Annotated in this window: 13 protein-coding genes and 1 tRNA gene; 10 read left to right on the top strand and 4 right to left on the bottom strand. The window is 64.7% G+C overall.

From position 1 onward, the window contains the following. Nucleotides 1-65: 65 nt before the first annotated feature. Together CSQ87_RS03335 and CSQ87_RS03330 are read left to right on the top strand one after the other, a co-directional pair. Entirely contained in the window at nucleotides 66-2,270 is a 2,205-nt protein-coding gene (locus tag CSQ87_RS03335) for a S1C family serine protease (RefSeq protein ID WP_100512433.1), read from the top strand. 472 nt (nucleotides 2,271-2,742) lie between these two features. Then, entirely contained in the window at nucleotides 2,743-5,208 is a 2,466-nt protein-coding gene (locus CSQ87_RS03330) for an HAD-IC family P-type ATPase (RefSeq protein WP_165776722.1), read from the top strand. Between the two features lie 11 nt (nucleotides 5,209-5,219). Here the strand turns inward: CSQ87_RS03330 and CSQ87_RS03325 are convergent, their stop codons facing one another. Together CSQ87_RS03325 and CSQ87_RS03320 are read right to left on the bottom strand one after the other, a co-directional pair. After that, the gene (locus CSQ87_RS03325; protein ID WP_100512432.1) at nucleotides 5,220-6,215 is read right to left on the bottom strand and encodes an asparaginase; all 996 of its coding nucleotides are present in this window, start codon (nucleotides 6,213-6,215) and stop codon (nucleotides 5,220-5,222) included. A 36-nt stretch (nucleotides 6,216-6,251) separates the two neighbouring features. Next, on the bottom strand, nucleotides 6,252-7,718 hold the full coding sequence (locus CSQ87_RS03320; RefSeq protein WP_207761085.1) for an amino acid permease: 1,467 nt from the start codon (nucleotides 7,716-7,718) through the stop codon (nucleotides 6,252-6,254). Between the two features lie 358 nt (nucleotides 7,719-8,076). Between CSQ87_RS03320 and CSQ87_RS03315 the strand changes: the two genes are divergently transcribed. From CSQ87_RS03315 to CSQ87_RS03290, 5 genes are all read left to right on the top strand, one after another. Beyond that, nucleotides 8,077-9,540 carry an FAD-dependent oxidoreductase gene (locus CSQ87_RS03315; RefSeq protein WP_100512431.1) on the top strand — a complete coding sequence of 488 codons (1,464 nt, stop codon included), beginning with the start codon at nucleotides 8,077-8,079 and terminating at the stop codon, nucleotides 9,538-9,540. A 202-nt stretch (nucleotides 9,541-9,742) separates the two neighbouring features. Beyond that, entirely contained in the window at nucleotides 9,743-10,672 is a 930-nt protein-coding gene (gene htpX / locus CSQ87_RS03310) for a zinc metalloprotease HtpX (RefSeq protein WP_100512430.1), read from the top strand. Nucleotides 10,673-10,935: 263 nt separating this feature from the next. Further along, nucleotides 10,936-11,009 (top strand) — tRNA-Gly (locus CSQ87_RS03305). Nucleotides 11,010-11,316: 307 nt separating this feature from the next. Continuing rightward, entirely contained in the window at nucleotides 11,317-12,486 is a 1,170-nt protein-coding gene (locus CSQ87_RS03295; RefSeq protein ID WP_207761084.1) for an inositol monophosphatase family protein, read from the top strand. 109 nt (nucleotides 12,487-12,595) lie between these two features. Beyond that, nucleotides 12,596-13,459, top strand: coding sequence for a cutinase family protein (locus CSQ87_RS03290; protein ID WP_100512428.1), 864 nt, complete (start codon nucleotides 12,596-12,598; stop codon nucleotides 13,457-13,459). Nucleotides 13,460-13,561: 102 nt separating this feature from the next. Here CSQ87_RS03290 and CSQ87_RS03285 read toward each other — a convergent pair whose 3' ends face one another. After that, nucleotides 13,562-14,242 (bottom strand): FAA hydrolase family protein, encoded by a 681-nt coding sequence (locus tag CSQ87_RS03285; protein ID WP_133122335.1) that lies wholly within the window; start codon nucleotides 14,240-14,242, stop codon nucleotides 13,562-13,564. 90 nt (nucleotides 14,243-14,332) lie between these two features. Then, nucleotides 14,333-15,535: an aminotransferase-like domain-containing protein gene (locus CSQ87_RS03280; RefSeq protein WP_165776721.1), complete on the bottom strand. Its 1,203-nt coding sequence runs from the start codon at nucleotides 15,533-15,535 to the stop codon at nucleotides 14,333-14,335. A 500-nt stretch (nucleotides 15,536-16,035) separates the two neighbouring features. On the opposite strand from CSQ87_RS03280, the gene CSQ87_RS03275 reads away from it, so the two are divergent. Genes CSQ87_RS03275 through CSQ87_RS03265 form a run of 3 tightly spaced genes read left to right on the top strand, consistent with a single transcriptional unit; the run spans nucleotide 16,036 to nucleotide 18,522 of the window. After that, nucleotides 16,036-16,815, top strand: coding sequence for a MetQ/NlpA family ABC transporter substrate-binding protein (locus CSQ87_RS03275; RefSeq protein WP_165776720.1), 780 nt, complete (start codon nucleotides 16,036-16,038; stop codon nucleotides 16,813-16,815). Then, complete coding sequence (locus CSQ87_RS03270; RefSeq protein ID WP_100512425.1) at nucleotides 16,812-17,852, top strand: methionine ABC transporter ATP-binding protein; 1,041 nt, start codon at nucleotides 16,812-16,814, stop codon at nucleotides 17,850-17,852. Before CSQ87_RS03275 ends, CSQ87_RS03270 begins: the two co-directional genes overlap by 4 nt. After that, complete coding sequence (locus CSQ87_RS03265; protein WP_100512424.1) at nucleotides 17,845-18,522, top strand: methionine ABC transporter permease; 678 nt, start codon at nucleotides 17,845-17,847, stop codon at nucleotides 18,520-18,522. Before CSQ87_RS03270 ends, CSQ87_RS03265 begins: the two co-directional genes overlap by 8 nt. Nucleotides 18,523-18,526: the final 4 nt, after the last annotated feature.

The raw sequence follows: 18,526 nt of genomic DNA, 5'->3' as shown, positions 1-18,526 counted from the left end.
CGCGCGCGTGGGATGATGGGGAACGCAACCGAACCGCAGGCCCCGCGAACGATGAAGGAGCAGTAATGGCTGAGAACAGCAGCAATCCCAATGCATGGGATCCGCGTAACGGCGGACAGTGGCAGCCGGGCCGGTCCGAATCACAGGGGGAGACCGAATCGACGGCCAATGCCGGCAACGCAGGCAACACCAACGTCAACAACACCAACGTCAATCCCGATACCGAACGTACCGCAGTGCAGCGGCCGCTGAGCGAGCAGCCTACCGAGGCGATCCGTCCGGTGGCCCAGCAGGACGCCCAGCCCACGCAGGCGCTGCCGACCGCCCCCGCGGCCAACGCTGCGGCCAACGCAGCGACTCAGCCGGGCCAGCCGCAGGCCTCGGCTCCGGCCCAGTCGGCCCCCTCCTCCGCCCAGCAGCCCGGACCGTCGCTGCCGCTGAACCCGTTCCTCAATCAGACTCCGCGACCGACCGGCAATACCGGATCTCAGGTTCCGAACGCACCCCAGACCGGTGCCGCCGGCAACCCCGGTCAGCCTTCTCAGCCGACTAACCCCGATTCCCCGTACCGTCCCGCACCGCTGTATGGCGCATACGGGCCGATCCCCGAGGAGACCAAGCGCGAGCAGGCCGCACAGAATCAGGCTCAGCCGAACCAGCCGGGACAGTCCGACGGTCAGAACGGCCGTCGCCAGCCGATCCGCGATTTCTTCGGCATCAGCTTCGGAGACGATACGAACAACAACGCTGGTAACAACGGCAACAACGGCCGTCAGCAGGGCAACGCGCAGGGCAATGCTCAGGGCAACACCCCGTACAACCCGTTCCAGACCCCGCAGAACCGCAACGGCAACGGCGGCAATCCGCAGTACGGCCAGAGCCCGGCCGGCCCGGGCGCTCCCGGCAATCCCAATACTCCCAACAACCCCGGCGGCTTCGGCGGACCCAACGGCCCCGCCAACCCCGGCGACCCGAACGGCGGCGCGACCAAGTCCCGCATCACGTCGGTCGTTACCGCCGTCATCGCGGCCGTGGTGGCCGTGGCGCTGAGCCTCGGCATCGGATTCGCGGCCCTCACCGCCGGCTGGGTGCAGGTCCCCACCTCCAGCTCGCTCTCCTCGCTGAGCTCCAACTCCTCGGGCAGCGGCACCGCGCAGGTGGAATCCGGCAAGGCCCCCGACTGGCAGACCGTGGCCAAGAACGTCTCCGGCGCCGTGGTCGCCATCCAGACGCAGGTGACGTCGAACGGCCAGACCGGCATCGCCAAGGGCTCCGGCGCGATCATCAGCAAGGACGGCGACATCGTGACCAACAACCACGTCGTCTCCGGCGCCTCGCAGATCATGGTCACGCTGTCCAATGGCAACCTGTATGAGGCCAAGGTCGTGGGCACCGACGTGACCACCGATCTCGCCGTGATCAAGCTGCAGAACCCGCCGAGCGACCTGACCGTCGCCGAATTCGCCGACTCCGACGAACTGGCCGTCGGCGAAAACGTCATGGCCATCGGCAACCCGCTCGGCTACGAGAACACCGCCACCACCGGCATCGTCTCCGCGCTGAACCGCCCGGTGACCGTGATGGACGACGACAACAACGAGATCGTCACCAACGCCGTGCAGCTCGACGCCGCGATCAACCCCGGCAACTCCGGCGGTCCGACCTTCAACGCGGCCGGCCAGATCATCGGCATCAACTCCTCGATCGCCACGTCCAGCTCGTCCAGCAGCTCCAGCTCTTCCAGCGGCTCGATCGGCATCGGCTTCGCCATCCCCTCGAACCTCGTCAAGCGCGTGACCAACGAGATCATCAAGAACGGCAAGGTGCAGCATGTGGCCCTCGGCGTGACCGTGAAGACCTCCACCGCCACCGCCGACGGCGTGACCCGTGCCGGCTCCGCGGTGCAGAGCGTGGTCTCCGGCGGCCCGGCCGACAAGGCCGGCGTCAAGGCCGGCGACGTGATCGTCGGCTACAACGGCAAGGCCGTGGGCTCCAACGCCTCGCTGCTCGGCTTCGTACGCGCCACCGCCATGGGCGAGACCGCCAAGCTCACCATCGTCCGCAGCGGCAAGACCATCGAGCTGAGCGTGACGATGAACAAGGAGGAAAGCGCGGTCAACGGCTCCAACCGCTCCGAATCCACCAGCCCGTTCTCGCAGAACAACAACGGCAACGGCAACAGCCAGAACGGCAACGGCGACAGCGGTTCCGGCAACTCCGACAACGGATCCGGCTCCGACAACGGCTACGGCGATCTGTTCGGCTGGTGATCGACGGTCGGGCCCGGGCCTGACGGAGACCCGACCCGACTGTGAGACACCTGATCGACGATAAGGCTGCGACCTCGCTCTTCGCGAGGGGGTCGCAGCCTTTTTTGTTGCCGGAACGATCAAGCAAGCGAGTTTTGTGGCTTTGCTCGGGCAACACGGCACCAATAAGGCAGATATTCCCCTGTTTTTCCGAATATTCGGGCTGATTGGCCTGACGAAAACCACAAAACACGTGTGTTCGTCGAATCTGGACCTCGGATTGTCGAATGGCGGCTGCTATGGTGGCTATCGATCACAACTGAATATTGAATCTTTACGCCGTGTATTGCGATTCGCGTGGACGAAGCGCAGTGGGTTAACAAGGCGTGATTGCAAATCCGACCGGCCTTGTGACCACGTAGGTTCCCACGGTTCCCATCCATGGTCATAGGTGACACCGAAGTCGGCCCGTACCAGCGTAAAGGAGTGTCCGATGACCAGTGTCATCAGCAATATCAGCAATCTTTGCAGACGGGTTCCGCTACTGCCCATCACCATCGTCGCCGCGTTCGCCGTGGCCGGACTGTGGGACTGGCGGCCGTGGACGCAGCCGTTCTGGGTGGTGGACCCGAGCGTAGGTCAATGGATCGTCATCGTATTGGTGACCTACACCGTGATCGATACGTTGCGCGGCATGATCGACGATATCCGTCACGGTCATGTGGGCGTGGACGTGCTCGCCGTCGTGGCGATCCTCTCCACCGTGGCCGTGCAGGAGTACTGGGCCAGCTGGGCCGTGGTGCTGATGATCAGCTCCGGCGAGGCCATCGAGGAATACGCGCAGGCCAAGGCCGAGGGCAATCTCACCGCGTTGATGGAGGCAGCCCCGCAGGTCGCGCATGTGGTGAATCTGCCCGGCGTGGGCCACGACGGCAGTGCCCACGACGGCAGTGCCGACTCTCGCTTGCGCACGGTACCGGTCGACCGGGTGCGCCCCGGCGACGTCCTGCAGGTGCTGCCGGGGGAGACCGTGCCCGTCGACGGCGAGCTGCTCAGCAGATCGGCCACCCTGGATCTTTCGAATATCAACGGCGAGCCCGTACCCCGGGAGGTGTTCGCCGGCGCCCGCGTGATGTCCGGCGCGGTGAACGGATCCACCATGATCACCATGCGCGCCACCGAGCTTTCCAGGGATTCGCAGTACCAGCGGATCCTCGAACTCGTGCGATCCGCCCAGAACTCCCGCGCCACCGTGGTCAAGACCGCCGATCTGCTGGCGGTGCCGTTCACCGTGGTCTCGTTCATCATCGCCTGCACCGCGTGGATCGTCTCCGGCGTGCCGACGCGGTTCGCCCAGGTGCTGGTGCTCGCCACGCCTTGCCCGCTGCTCATCGCCGCGCCCGTGGCCTACATGGCCGGCACCGGACGGCTCGCCAAGGCCGGCATCCTCATCAAGGCGCAGGAAGTGCTGGAACATCTCGGCCGGGTCTCGCACGTCTTCTTCGACAAAACCGGCACGCTGACCGTCAAGAAGCCGCAGGTCGTGCGCGTGGATAAGCCGGTCGGCGTGGTGGCCGTGCCGCAGGAATCATCGAGGGGCGATACGCCGTCCCATCCCGCCGTGCTTAACGGGGATCATATCCTCATGTTCGCCGGTGTGGTGGAAAGCTATTCGGTGCATATTCTCGCCAAGGGCATCGCCAAGGCCGGTACCGAGGCGATCGACCGGTTGCATGCGCGCTATGCCGACGGGCAGCGGCTCTGCCCGGAAAACGGCCGTTCCGGTCACGGACGGGCGTATCCGGTGGTCAGGCACATCGAGGAGGACGCCGGCAACGGCGTCAGCGGGGAGGTCAACGGGCACAGCGTGCGCGTGGGACGGTTCGGTTTCGTCACCGACGGCATGATCGGCATGGGTGCGGTCGCCGAACAGTTCCCCGCTCTGTCGTCCGCATCGGTAAGGCCGGCCGCCGGACCATCGGCTGGTGAATCAGCGGTCGCCGGATCGGCACAGGGAGATCGCGGATTCCGATCCGTGGCGCACGCACATACCGGAATCGACCGGTCCGAAACAGCCCGGTCCGAAACCGGCCGTATTGAAACCGGCCGTATTGAAACCGCCCGTACCGAGAACCACGACGGATTCCGCAAGGTAATCCGATCTGATCGGCACTCTGCCGGCAATCGATCCGGCCGATCCGATCGATCCGATCGGGGTGCGTTCGCCGCCCGCGCCTGCCGTCACGCCATGCGCGACATGCTCTTCCCTGCCGACCACTTCGCCGATCTCGCCCCCGACGAAATGGCCGCCTACGTGGCCGTGGACGGTCGTCTCGTCGCGCGCATCGTCCTGAAGGACGTGCCGCGCGCCAACGCCAAGGTCTCGCTGGACCGTCTGCGCTCGCTGGGCGTGAACCGACTCTCCATGCTCACCGGCGATAAGGCCGCCGCGGCCCACGCCATCGCCGACGAGGTCGGCATCGACGACGTCAGGGCCGAACTGTTTCCGGAAGACAAGGTGACCGCCGTGCGGGACGCCGCCGCGGAACAGCCGCAATCGCAGCCGTGGTGGGACCGGGCCCTGCAGCGGTTCGTCGGCGAATCCACGGTGCGGTCCGTGACCATGATGGTCGGCGACGGCGTGAACGACGCCCCCGTGCTCGCCGCGGCCGACATCGGCATGGCGATCACCGACGGCACCAGCACCGCCGCCTCGCAGTCCGCTCAGGTGGTGATCATGAACGACGATCTGGCCGCCGTGCCGAACGCCATCGCCATCGCCCGCCGCACCAAGCGCGTGATGCTGCAGGCGGTGTGCCTCGGCCTTGGTCTGGCGCTGATCGGCATGCTGGCGGCGGCGTTCGACCTGATTCCGGTGGTCGTGGGCGCGTTCATGCAGGAGGCGATCGACGTGGTCAGCATCCTGTGGGCGCTCACGGCCTTGCTCGACCGGGAATAGGCGCAGCGGCGTCAGGCGGTGATTTCGCCGGCGATGGGCCTGATGTACCAGTCGGCGAAATCATGGCCGGTCAGACCCTGCGAAAGCAGGAACACGATCTTCGCGTACGCGGCCTCGAGCGTCATGTCGCCCGTGCCGATCGCACCCGCGCGGGCGATCGCGTCGCCGGTCTCATAGTGGCCGAGCAGCACGCGCGCCTGCTGGCACTGCGACGCCACGACCACGGGAATGCCCTCGCCGAGCACCCCGGCGATCACGTCGGTCAGGCCCGGCTCGTCGCTCGGCACGTTGCCCACGCCGTATGCGCGGATCAGCACGGCTTCCGGCCTCGGCGTGAACATCGCCTCCAGTCGTGCCGCGGTGATGCCGGGGGCCATGTCGATCACGGCCACGTCATGTCGCGTGTACGGCTTCGGATCCGCCCAGCCGACGCCGCGGCTCTCATACGGCTCCCAATGCCAGGGCGCGCCCGTTTGCGCGAGCAGCCCGACCGACGGGGCCGCGAACCCTTCGAAGGCCCACGACGACACCTTGCTCACCCGGTTGCCGGCGATCAGATGATGACCGAAGAACAGCGAAACGCCCTGCGCCCGGCCGCTCAGCACGGCGTTGAGTGCGCCGGTCACGTTTGCAGTGGCGTCGGTCTCCACCATGCCGAGCGGATACTGCGATCCGGTGAACACTACGGGCTTGCCGAAATCCGTCAGCGCGTACGAGACGGCCGCCGAGGAATAGCTCATCGTATCGGTGCCGTGCAGGATGATGAACGCGTCGGCGTCGTCGCGGTGGGACCGCAGATCGTCGACGATGGCCTGCCAGTTCTCCGGCGTGGCGCACGACGAGTCGATCAGCGGATCAAGCTGCGTGAACGACACCTGATCGGCCGAGATCTGCGTGCCGTCGATCAGCCCATACAGCCAGCCGCGCATGTCGGCGCCGGGCACCAGACCGTGCGGGGAATCGACCATGCCGATCGTGCCGCCGGTATAGGTGATATGAATGCGCATCGTCTCAGTCCTTCCGTGTAGTCCTTCGGTAGTCCGTCAGTCCTCGTTGGCGTCGAGCATCTCGTCCATGAGATTGCCGTTGATCCGTCCGCGCACGTAGTACCAGCCGGCGATCATCGCGATGACCACCACCACGAACAGCGCGAGCGTCCAGCGGCCGGACGCGCTCGTCAGATTCGAGATCACGACGATCGCGAAGAACAGCAGCGACACGTAGTTCGTATACGGGGCGCCGGGCATCCGGTACTCCGGGCGGGTCTCCTCGCCGGCCTTGACCTTCTTGAGGAACGCGAGGTGAGTGACCAGGATCGAGGCCCAGGTGCCGGCGATGCCGATGCCGGCCAGGTTCATGATGATCTCGAACGCGTCGGCCGGCAGCACGGCGTTGAGCACCACGCCGATCAGGCCGAGGGCGGACGTAATGATGATGCCGCCGTACGGGATGTGATGCTTGTTCATGCGGGCGGCGAACTTCGGGCCCGAACCGGCCACGGCCATCGAGCGCAGCGTACGGCCCGTGGCGTACAGGCCGGCGTTCAGCGACGACAGGGCGGCGGTGAGCACGACCACTTGGATCACGTCGCCGGCGTGCGGGATGCCGATGCCGGAGAAGAACGTGACGAACGGGGATTCGTTCGACGAGTAGGCGGTGTACGGCAGCACCAGCGACATGAGGATCACGGAGCCGACGTAGAACACGAAGATGCGGATGATCATCGAGTTGATGGCCTTGGGCAGGACCTGCTTGGCCTCCTTGGCTTCGCCGGCCGCGACGCCGACCATCTCGGTGCCGCCGAACGCGAAGACCACGCCCAGCGTCAGCGCGAACACCGGGGCGATGCCCATCGGGAAGAAGCCGCCGTGCTCGGTGATGTTCGCCAGACCGGCGTGCGTGTCGCCCACCGGGGCGCCCGTGACGATGGCCCAGATGGCGATGACCATGAACGCGATGATGGTGAACACTTTGATCGCGGCGAACCAGAACTCGGCCTCGCCGAACATCTTCACGCTCATCATGTTGAGCACGAACACCAGCGCTAGCGCACCGAGGGCCAGCACCCACTGCGGCACCACCTGGAACGCCTGCCAGTAGTGGAAGTACACGGCCACGGCGGTGATGTCGGCCATGACGGTGGTAGACCAGTCGAGGAAGAACAGCCAGCCGGTCACGTAGGCGCCCTTCTCGCCGAGGAACTCGCGGGCGTAGGAGACGAACGCGCCGGAGGACGGGCGGCGGATGGCCAGTTCGCCGAGCGCACGCACCATCAGGAACGCGAAGATGCCGCAGATCGCGTAGGCGATCGTCAGGCCCGCGCCGCCCTGCGAAAGACGGCCGCCGGCGCCGAGGAACAGTCCGGTGCCGATGGAGCCGCCGATGGCGATCATCTGGATGTGGCGGGGTTTCAGATCCTTGGCATACCCGGCGTCACTTTTGTCCCGCGTGACGTGGGTCTTGGCGGCGGTCGTCTCCTCGGCCGTCGTCACCTCTTCCTTCTCAGTCATGACATGTCCTTATATCGGTTGATATCGGCATCGGTTGATGTCGGTATATCGATGGTTTGCGCATGCGAATCATTGCAATCGTGGTATGCGAATCGTTGCACGCGCGATCGGGGAACATGATATGACGGTCAATGGTCAACTGCGTTAACCGATCGTTTACCTCTGGTCTGGGGGCGGTCGTGGGGATACGGTCGGTTGCGGGTGTTTGACCACCCCCAGTCCGTCTGCGACGGACAGCCCCCGCCGGCGGGGGCGAAGTTGTGCGGGCTATCGCGGGGCGAGTCCGGGACTGTGAGGTTTGTCAGATCATCGTGAATCACTCTGTTCCGTACGGGGTAAATGCGTTACCCTGTAAGGCGTGACTGAAACGAATACCTCCAACGAATCCCTGCGTCCGCTGCGCATCGCCGTCATCGGCTCCGGACCCGCAGGCGTATACTCTTCCGACATCCTGCTCAAGCAGCTCGCCAAGCGCGCCGGGGAGCTCGGCCTGCCCGCCGAAGCCCGCATCGATCTGTTCGAGAAGCTGCCCGTTCCCTTCGGCCTGGTCCGCTACGGCGTGGCCCCCGACCACCCGTCGATCAAGTTCATCGCCGGCGCTCTGGAGAAGACACTCGACAACCCGAACATCCACCTGTACTGCGACGTGGAGTTCGGCAAGGACGTCACCCTCGACGAGCTGCTGGAACGCTACGACGCCGTGCTGTTCGCCACCGGCGCCGTCAAGGACAAGCCGCTGAACCTGCCCGGCGCGGACCTCGACGGCGTGTACGGTGCCGCGAAGTTCGTCGAATGGTACGACGGCTACCCCACCGGCGCCCGTACCTGGCCGCTGACCGCCGAGAACGTGGCCGTGATCGGCGGCGGCAACGTGGCCATGGACGTGGCCCGCGAACTCATGCGCAACGCCGACGACCTCGCCGCGAAGACCGACATCCCCGACAACGTCTACGACGGCATCAAGGCCAACAAGGCCAAGGTGCTGCACCTGTTCATCCGCCGAGGCGTGGCCCAGGCCAAGTTCTCGGTGCAGGAGCTGCGTGAGATGGAGAAGCTGCCCGGCGTGCAGTTGATCATCAACGAGGACGATTTCGACCTCGACGACGAGACCATCGAGGTGGCCGGCAAGGACAAGCTCACCCGACAGATGGTCGAGGAGCTGTTCACGATCCGCGAGATGGCCGAGGACATGGAGGACGACGGCGACGTCGACTACGAGGGCAACCCGGCCGACCGCAAGTACTACGTCCACTTCAACTCCGCCCCCACCGAGATCCTCGGCGAGGACGGCAAGGTGACCGCGATCCGCGTCGAGCGCACCGAAACCGGCGCCGACGGCAAGATGCACCGTACCGGCGAATTCGAGGACTACCCGGTCGAGGCCGTGTACCACGCGATCGGCTACAAGCCGGCCTCCGCGCCCGGCATCGCGTACGACGAGAAGCGCACCACCCTCGCCAACAAGGACGGCCGCATCCTCACCGCCGTGGAGGGCGGCGAGGTCCGTCCGCGTCTGTACTCCACCGGCTGGGCCAAGCGCGGTCCGGTCGGTCTGATCGGCTCGACCAAGTCCGACGCGCTGTTCATCGTGAACAATATGCTCGAGGACTTCGCCGCCACCCCGGAGCACGGTCTGCTCGCCCCCGACGCCGATCCCGAATCGATCGACCGTCTGCTGACCGAGAAGGGCATCAAGCCGATCGATTTCGCCGGCTGGAAGCGAGTCGACGCCTACGAGCGCGCCGAGGGCGCCAAGCGCGGTCGTGAACATGTGAAGGTCGTAGAGCCCGAGCAGATGCGTGCGCTCGCCCACGGCGAGTGATGCGGATCGGAGCCGGTCGGGTGGTCTGATCGGCCGGTCTGATCGGTTGATCTGATTGGCCGGACGATCCGGTCGGTGTGAGAAGTCCGTACGGGGGTGATCGTCCTCGTGCGGACTTTCGCGTCTCATGCCGGATATTGCCCTCGGCGTGTTTCCGCGAATATCCAGCAAATCTCCAGATATGGCAGATACGTTGAGCGTTATGGAACGGGAAATTCATGTGCGCGGCCACTTCAATGGGCTGAAGACCACGCTGTTGTTCGCCCTGATGTGGGCGATCATCATGCTGATCTGGTGGCTTACCGGGGGTAGCAGCCAGACGCTCGGCATCTATATTCTCATCGGGTTGGGCACCACATTCGTGTCGTACTGGTTCTCCGACAAGCTCGCCATCGCATCCATGCGCGCCCAGCATGTGACCGAGCAGCAGGCACCCGCGCTCTACCGCATCGTCCGTGAACTTTCCGCTCGCGCCGGCAAGCCCATGCCGCGCATCTACATCGCACCCACCATGAGCCCCAACGCCTTCGCCACCGGACGCAACGAGCGCCACGCCGCCGTATGCTGCACGGAAGGCATTCTGCAGCTGCTCAACGAGCGTGAGATCCGCGGTGTGCTCGGCCACGAGCTCATGCACGTCTACAACCGCGACATCCTCACCGGGGCGATCGCCTCGGCCATGAGCACGGTGATCACGTATCTCGGCTACTCGCTGATGTGGTTCGGCGGCGGCCGTGACGACGAAGACAACCGCGGCGCACTGGGCTCGATCGGCATGCTGCTGAGCATGATCCTCGCGCCGATCGGCGCCTCCCTGATCCAGATGGCCATTTCGCGCACCCGAGAATTCGACGCCGACGAGGACGGCAGTCGCCTCACCGGCGACCCGCTGGCGCTCGCCTCCGCGCTGAACAAGATCGAGGCCGGCGTGCAGATGGCGCCGATGCAGCAGACCCCGGGCACGCAGAACGTCTCCGCGCTGATGATCGCCAACCCGTTCAGCGCCGAAGGCGTGACCCGCCTGTTCTCCACGCATCCGCCGACCTCCGAGCGCATCGCCCGACTCATGCAGATGAGCCGCGAGCTGCAGGAAGCCGGCGTCGCACCCGGTGGCCGCGTGGCGCTGCGGTAGGGGTCTGCGGTAGGGTTGCGGCGCTGCCGTTTGCTTGACGGCTCGGCCTAAGGAGAAGACAGGGTAGGGTGGCTTGTGACCGTGCCTGCGCGGGCTTCCCCTTGAGGGGGAAGCTGGCAGCGGAACGCTGACTGATGAGGTGACCGGCGACGGTTCATCGCCCAAAAATGCCGTCATCGTGCTACAGTGATGATCTGTGTGTGACGCACGGGCGCAGTGGTTCGAGGCGGTGCTTCGACTGAGAGTCTCAATGTCGCACACATGCGGATGTAGTTCATCGGTAGAACGACAGCTTCCCAAGCTGTAGAGGCGGGTTCGACTCCCGTCATCCGCTCCAGAATATGGTTCAGGACCGTTGGAATGCCAGCGGTCTTTTTTGTTGCGGGGGCACTTCGGACCGCAAATAGGGCACGGAAAAGGCACAGCCGAAGCGAGGCTCAATGAGATCAGCCTATGGGGGTGAGCAGTTTGATCCGTAAGCCAATTGTTGGGTGTGACTGGGTGCGTTCAAGGTGTGACCGGGCGCGCCGAGTGACGAAACCGGTACCAGACCCGATAGGCGATCGGTGAAATAGGGCTTACCAGAAGGTGAGGAGTCGTCACAAGGGCGCCGGTAGGTCAGAGGTGATGGGAGAATGGGGCGCATGGGTGATTTCGATAGTGCTCTGAGCAACGACCGACACAACGATCTCCGTAACGGCTCGCACGCCGATCCGCATCGGGATCCGAACAACGGTCCGTACAGCGACTCGCACAACGGTTCGCACAGTAACTCGCACAATGGTCCGCACGCTGCGCCGCACGTCGATCCGAACGGATCCAGCACCTTGGCGGCTCTGGTCGCATCCACCGCGGCCGCCCGCCCGGCGCAGCCCGCCGTGATCCCTCCGGCCGCCACCACGCTGGCCGGTCTGGCCACCGCGACCACGACCGGATTGGTCACCACGACGATGGCCCCGCTGGTCAGCTCAGCCGCGACGATGACCGGCATACCCGCCGCCCCCACCGACCCCGACGATCCGCTGACGTCGGTGAACATCGCGGATCTGGTGACCATCGTCCGCGCGGCCGCGACCCGGTTCGTCATGGGCAAGGCCGGCGGCGAGGCGCGCACGCATATCACGGTGAAGGGCGTGGCCGATTTCGTCACCGAAGTGGATACCAACGTGCAGTCGTTCGTCAAGTCCCGACTGGCCGACCGCTACCCGGACATCCAGTTCCTCGGCGAGGAGAACGGCGAGCAGGACGTCGACTTCGACGGGCTCTACTGGGTGCTCGACCCGATCGACGGCACCACCAACCTGATCCACGACTATCATCACAGCGCGATCTCCCTCGGCCTCCTGCGCGGCGGCGAAACCCTGAAGGCGGTGCTCTACCAGCCGTGGAGCGAGGAGATGTTCACCGCCGAAGCCGGCAGGGGCGCGTTCCTCAACGGCAAGCCGATCCATGTGACCGACGAGGCCGACATGAGCCGGTCGCTGATCAACGTGGGCACGTCGCCGTATCACCACGAACTGGCCGAACGGAACTTCGACATCATGCGCCGGGTGTTCGTCGACTCCGCCGACATCCGCCGCACCGGTTCCGCGGCGCTCGACTTGGCGTATGTGGCGTGCGGTCGGGCCGACGGCTACTTCGAAGGCAGCATCAAGCTTTGGGATTACGCGGCCGGCCGTCTGCTCGTCACCGAGGCGGGTGGCACGGTAAGCGACTGGCAGGGCAACGATCTCGGTCACAGGATGGAAACCGCCGTGCTGGCCGGAACGCCCGCGATCGCCGATCTGCTGCGCGAACGGTATCTGAACGATTGATCGGATCCGACGATCGGACAGGCTGGTCAACGATCGGCCAGACTGGTCGAATCGGCCGGACCGGTCAACGATCGGCCAGACTGACCAGACGGAAACGTAGGGGGCTCCGATGAGACGAGTGGCAGCGGCGGTATGTGCCGCCATGACGGTCGCGGCGATGATCGTGTCTCTGGGGGCGTGCGGATCTCCGAACGATTCCGCGGAATCCGAAGGCCGATCGGGATCGGCAGGCTCCTCGGTTTCATCATCCCCGTCGACTGCACCGTCTGAGACCAAATCCTCCCGCGACTGGGGCGATTCCGGCTGCACGGGACAGACGATCCGCGTGATCATGGCCCGCGGAACCGGGGAAGACGCCAACAGCGGTCTGCTCAATCCGGTGGCCGCGAAGATCGCCGCGGCGTTTGCCGGCAAGACGCAGATCACGTCGCTGGACTATCCGGCGAAATTCGATGTGTCCAGCGTGAATGCGGGCGTGGCCAGACTGGTCGCCATGCTCAACGGTCAGGCGCAGCAGTGCCCGTCGCAGCAAACCGTATTGCTCGGATTCTCGCAGGGGGCGATCGTGACCGGTGACGTGCTGGTCGCACCGGCGGATCGGTTCGCATCCAGTGATCTGGTCGGTGCCGCCGGCACGTCGACCGGCGCGTCCGTCGCCGCCAATACCGACGAACTGACCGACCGGGCCGCGAGGAACATCGCGGCGGTGGTGATGTACGGCGACCCGCGTTTCAACGGCAAGGCCTCCTACAACCGCGGCACCTTCGACAAGGCGCTCGACGGCTCGTTCCTGCCGCGCGGCGACGACGATCTCGCCGCGTACGTCGATCGGATCGCCGACTTCTGCGCGGCACGGGACCTCGTCTGCCAGCAGGGTGGCACGGAATCCGCCCACGCGCAGTACTTCACCGACGGATCGCAGACCGAAGGCGCCCGATTCGCCATCGACCGGCTCCGCAAGGTACTGGGGTGATGGATTCTCTGGTTTTTGGCAAATCCAAGCTTGAAGAGGCCGTTTTGGGGTCGTTCAAGCTTGGAATGACCAAAAACCGTGAACAGGGCCGTAAGAGGGCCGTCAGTTTCGGGCGGTCAGGGTGTTGGACAGGATGGTTTCGCCGTCGATGGTGAGACGCAGGGTCTGGCCAAGCGCCAGCCGACGGTCATGCCACGCGAATCCCCTCGGCGCCCCGGTGTAGACGATCAGACGGTCGTAGGCCTCCGTACCCTTCCACTGATCGGCGAACGACAACAGCTCGTCGACGGTGAACTTCAGGTAGTCGGTGCCGAGGGCGGCGTCATATTGGGCCTGAACGGTTTCCCCGTCGAGCAGATCGACATGGATCGGGATGCTCGACGGCAGCGCATCGGCAGCCCACCAGTCCCGGGCGATCGAGGCATCGATGCGCTTGGACAGCTGCACCAGCGCACCGTTCTCCTTGACCAGACCGAGATCGCTGATGTCGTTGCCGAACGTGTAGCCGTTGATCTCCCAGTGATCGCCGTTCCGACGCAGCAGCGAGACCAGCTCGAATTCCTCGCTGAACCGGATCACCGACTCCGGTTCGCGGGCGACGGTATCGACGAGCAGATCGTCGTGCTCGCCGACGAGACGTCGGGCCGTGCCGCGGTAGAAATACGGCAGCAGGCTCGTGCCGCCGTCATAGCCGTCGGCCGAATAGGATTTGCCCAGTCCGTAGACGCCGGCTTCGTCGATCCACTGCTGCTTCGCGTCCGCCGACAATAATGTCCGTGCCATGAATGACTCCGTTTCTGTGATGTGGTTACTGATGTGATTGCTGTGATGTGGTTCCTATGCTGGGATTCGTCGCCTTCCCGATGTGATACGTCACCGCAACGCCTCGGCAAGCCTCCGGGTGCCCTCGACCAGATCCGCCTCCGGCAGATGGCTGAACGCCAGACGGGCCGCGTGGGACCCGTGATCGTGAGGGTAGAACACGTCTCCCGGCACCAGATGGACGTTCGCCGCAGCCAATGCCTTTGCGCGATCGGGATTCGCCGGATCATGCCGCTCGTCGAAGACCAGCCACTGGAAATACCCACCCTCCGGCTTGATGATCCGCGCGAAATCGCCGACGCCGTCCTGCAGCGCCGAATACAGCAGTTCGGACTTCCTCCGATACGCCGCGCGCTCGTAGTCGACCTGACGGGCGAACCAGTCGTCCGGCCGGTCGAGCAGATGGGCGATGATCGACTGCGCCACGCCGGAGGGGTGGGCGTCGAGACGCCGGCGGAACGAGGTCAGTTGCTTCACCCGCACCCGGTCGGTGATGATCCAGCCCACGCGCCAGCCCGGGCCGAGGGTCTTCGAAAACGTGCCTACCTCCAGCAGACGGCCGTCATGCTCGGCCGTACGCTGCTCCTGAGGAAACTCGCCGGGCTGATGATCGAACCACAGATCCCGATAGGGGCTGTCGGCGATGATGGCGAAGTCGTACCGTTCCGCCAGCTCGATCAACGCCCGCTTGCGCTCGCCGGGCAGCGAGACGCTGGCGGGATTGTGGAAGTCGGGAATGGTGTACAGCGCCTTGTAGCGCTTCCCGGCCTGCCGTCCGGATTGCAGCTTGCTCTCCAGAGCATCGAGATCCACCCCTTCGCCGGTGAGCGGCACGGTCTCCACCTGTAGTCCGAACAGGCGGAAGGTCTTCAGCGCGAAGGGGAACGTGGGATTTTCCACGAGAATGGTGTCGCCCGGATTCAGCAGGGCGCTCATGGACAGGAAGATGCCCTGGGTGGCGCCGTTGGTGATGAACACGTTGCTCACATCCGTGTGCCGCCACCTGGCGACGGCGCGGCGCAGGGACGGGATGCCCTCATACGCGGAGTATCGGAGCGCCTCGAACGAATCGTCGCTGTCCATGAGTTCCTGCGCGGCCTGACCGAAATCCTTGCGGGGCAGCAGCGAGTAGTCGGGGATGCCGGCGACGAAATCGATGGAGGGTTCCTTGGAATCCGCGGTGTCCGAACCGGAGGAGAACGGCGCCTTGTCGTCCAGCGAGGCGAACAGGTCGGAGATGATTGGTGCTGGCATGTGAGTCCTTTGCTGAGTGTTCTTTGCCGAGTCCTTTGCGATGGCCGGCGGTGGCCGGCAACGGCCGGGATGACGATGTTGGCGGACATGGTAGGGCGCATCCCGGGCCGGGGTCAATCGCGACCGTGGTGCGAAAAATGCGAAACCGTGATTGCGGGTCGGGGGTGGCGGATCGCAAACGGGAGAACCGCAACGATTTGCCGGATCGCCGTATAAGCCGGCACTATACGAGGTGATCGATTCTGCGTATGGGGGCCGTTTCGGAGGCGACGAAGTTATGGTGTCGTCTAAGAAATAGCTATGGCGGCCGGTTTGGGGACGCCATGATCGCTGCTGTATAGTCCCGGAACTAAGCGGATGACGACGGCTCTGTTGGGGGAGGCCGCCGTCACGCCGCCGTCTACATGCACGCGGCCAATCGGCCACGAAGGGGGAATACAACAATGAGACTGGGACATTGGCAACGGGGCGTTGCCGCGATTGCGGCCATCGTAGGGCTTGTGGCATCGCTGGCGGCCTGCGGCGGTTCCGCGAATTCGCAATCCGACAAGACGATCACGCTCGGCGCCACTCCCGGCCCCTATGCGGAACTGTTCAAGAAAGGCGTGCAGCCGATCCTCGAAAAGGAGGGCTACACCGTGCAGTACAAGAACTTCAACGATCCTCAGGCCGCCGACGACGCCACGGAACGCGGTCTTGTCGACCTGACCGTCACCCAGCATCGCGCCTACATGCAGGCCTTCAACAAGGCGAAGGACGCCCACCTGGTGGATGCGGGCGTTTTGCCGTCGCTTTCCACCGGCCTGTATTCGGACAAGCAGCATTCCCTGAAGAACGTGAAATCCGGCGATCTCGTCCTCGTGCCGCAGGACTCCAGCAACCTGTCGAGGGCGCTGGTGCTGCTTTCGGACATCGGCTGGATCTCCCTGAACCCCAAGACCGACATCGCGAAACTCACGCCGAACGACATCGTCAAGAACCCGCACAACCTGAACATCAAACTCGTCGACCGCGCCAGCGTCCCGCGCAACCTGCCCGACGCCGACTGGGGCGTGATCTGCGGCCAGCCCGCGTACAACGCCAAGGTGGACCAGAAGCTTCTCGTGGCGAAGGAACACTTCCGCCCCGAGTTCCTCAATCGCATCGTGATCAAGGACACCAGCCGCGACGAAGCGTGGGTCAAGGCCGTCGCCAACGCCTACCATTCCAAGGAATTCAAGCATTTCCTCGAAACCGATCCCAGCCGCAGCTACTGGTACGTGCCGGAGGACAACGCATGAGCGCCATCGTCTACGAGCACGTCGGCAAGTCGTATCCGACCGGCAAAGGCCAGTCGTTCCAGGCGCTTAGCGACGTGTCGCTCACCGTTCCCGACGGGGAGATCTTCGGCGTGATCGGCTCGAGCGGCGCCGGGAAGAGCACGCTGCTGCGCATGGTGAACGGACTGGAACTGCCGACCGAAGGCCACGTCAACGTGCTGGGGCAGGAGCCCGCGTCCCTGAAAGGCAGGGAGCTGCGCCTGCTTCGCCGGCAGATCGGCATGATCTTCCAGCACTACAATCTGCTCAGCTCGAAGACCATCGCCGAAAACGTCGCCATCCCGCTGGTCCTGTCCCATACTCCGAAGGACGAGATCGCCCGCAAGGTGTCGCAGATGCTGGAACTGGTGGGCCTTGAGGACAAGCACAACGTCTACCCGTCCCAGCTGTCGGGCGGTCAGCGTCAGCGGGTGGGCATCGCCAGGGCGCTGGTGACGAACCCGAAGATCCTGCTGTGTGACGAGGCCACCAGTGCCCTCGACCCGCTGACCACCGTGCAGATCCTCAAGCTGCTGCAACGTATCAACCACGAATACGGCATCACGATCATGCTCATCACGCATCAGATGAGCGTGATCGCCAAGGCCTGCAACTACGTGGCGGTGGTCGAGCACGGCCGGCTGATCGAACAGGGTCCGGTGGGCCGGGTGTTCGCCCACCCCGTCCAGCCGCTGACCAGAAAATTCGTCAACACCGTCGTGCCGAACACCCTGAACGAGGATCTTCGCAACCGGATCGATCAGGGCGACGAGGGCACGGTCGTGCAGTTCTCCTACACCGACGACGGCGCCAAGACCCTGCTGGCCGACATCCGCAAGGCGTATGACGGCAACGTCTCCCTGCTGTACGCCAACGAGGTTCCGCTGCGCAACGTCACCGTCGGCAAGATCGTCCTCGGCTTTTCCGGAGGATCGGGAGGATCGTCGGCGTTGTCGGGCAGGATCGGCGAACTCGTGCGGAACGATCCGAAACTGGAGGCCGAGGTGCTTCATGACTAGCAATTTCAACCTGTTCGACTCCACAGTCACCGTGGATCAGTACATCGTCGCGTTTCAGGAAACCGTCATCATGGTGGGGGTCTCCCTGTTCATCGGCGCGCTCATCGGCATACCGCTGGCCGTGATCCTGGTGATCACCCGGCCGCAGGGACTGCATCCCAACCGCTGGGTGTACGGCATCCTCAACGTCGTGATCAACATCATCCGATCGGTGCCCTTCGTCATCCTGATGGTCTCTATCACACCGCTGACCAGACTGATCGCACAGACGACCATCGGCACCCAGGCGGCGCTGGTCCCGCTGACGATCTTCGTCGCGCCGTTCATCTCCCGACTGATCGAAAGCGCGTTGCTCGACGTGGACGACGGCATCATCGAAGCGGCCGAGACCCTTGGGGCGAGTACGGCCCAGACCATCTGGTACTTCCTGCTGCCGGAGGCCAAGGGGTCGATCATCCTGGCACTGACCACGGCCTGCATCGGTCTGATCGGCGCCACGGCGATGGCCGGCACCATCGGCGGCGGCGGTATCGGCGATCTGGCGTATACGTACGGCTACCAGCAGTTCGACACCGTCACCGTGCTGATCACCGTGCTGATCCTCATCGTCATCGTGCAGATCATCCAGACGCTCGGCAATCATTTCGCGGCCCGTCGCCGCAGCGCCTGACCCG

The organism is Bifidobacterium simiarum (assembly GCF_002802905.1).
Taxonomy (GTDB): domain Bacteria; phylum Actinomycetota; class Actinomycetes; order Actinomycetales; family Bifidobacteriaceae; genus Galliscardovia; species Galliscardovia simiarum.
The sequence above is the reverse complement of the archived record's forward strand: the minus strand, read 5'-3'. Positions and strand labels throughout refer to the sequence as shown.

Bases quoted from the DNA above. Each gene is read 5' to 3' on its own strand.
- CSQ87_RS03285 (WP_133122335.1), bottom strand. From the start codon at position 14,242: ATGGCACGGACATTATTGTCGGCGGACGCGAAGCAGCAGTGGATCGAC.
- CSQ87_RS03320 (WP_207761085.1), bottom strand. From the start codon at position 7,718: ATGACTGAGAAGGAAGAGGTGACGACGGCCGAGGAGACGACCGCCGCC.
- CSQ87_RS03270 (WP_100512425.1), top strand. From the start codon at position 16,812: ATGAGCGCCATCGTCTACGAGCACGTCGGCAAGTCGTATCCGACCGGC.
- CSQ87_RS03290 (WP_100512428.1), top strand. From the start codon at position 12,596: ATGAGACGAGTGGCAGCGGCGGTATGTGCCGCCATGACGGTCGCGGCG.
- CSQ87_RS03330 (WP_165776722.1), top strand. From the start codon at position 2,743: ATGACCAGTGTCATCAGCAATATCAGCAATCTTTGCAGACGGGTTCCG.
- htpX (WP_100512430.1), top strand. From the start codon at position 9,743: ATGGAACGGGAAATTCATGTGCGCGGCCACTTCAATGGGCTGAAGACC.
- CSQ87_RS03295 (WP_207761084.1), top strand. From the start codon at position 11,317: ATGGGTGATTTCGATAGTGCTCTGAGCAACGACCGACACAACGATCTC.
- CSQ87_RS03280 (WP_165776721.1), bottom strand. From the start codon at position 15,535: ATGCCAGCACCAATCATCTCCGACCTGTTCGCCTCGCTGGACGACAAG.
- CSQ87_RS03265 (WP_100512424.1), top strand. From the start codon at position 17,845: ATGACTAGCAATTTCAACCTGTTCGACTCCACAGTCACCGTGGATCAG.
- CSQ87_RS03335 (WP_100512433.1), top strand. From the start codon at position 66: ATGGCTGAGAACAGCAGCAATCCCAATGCATGGGATCCGCGTAACGGC.
- CSQ87_RS03325 (WP_100512432.1), bottom strand. From the start codon at position 6,215: ATGCGCATTCATATCACCTATACCGGCGGCACGATCGGCATGGTCGAT.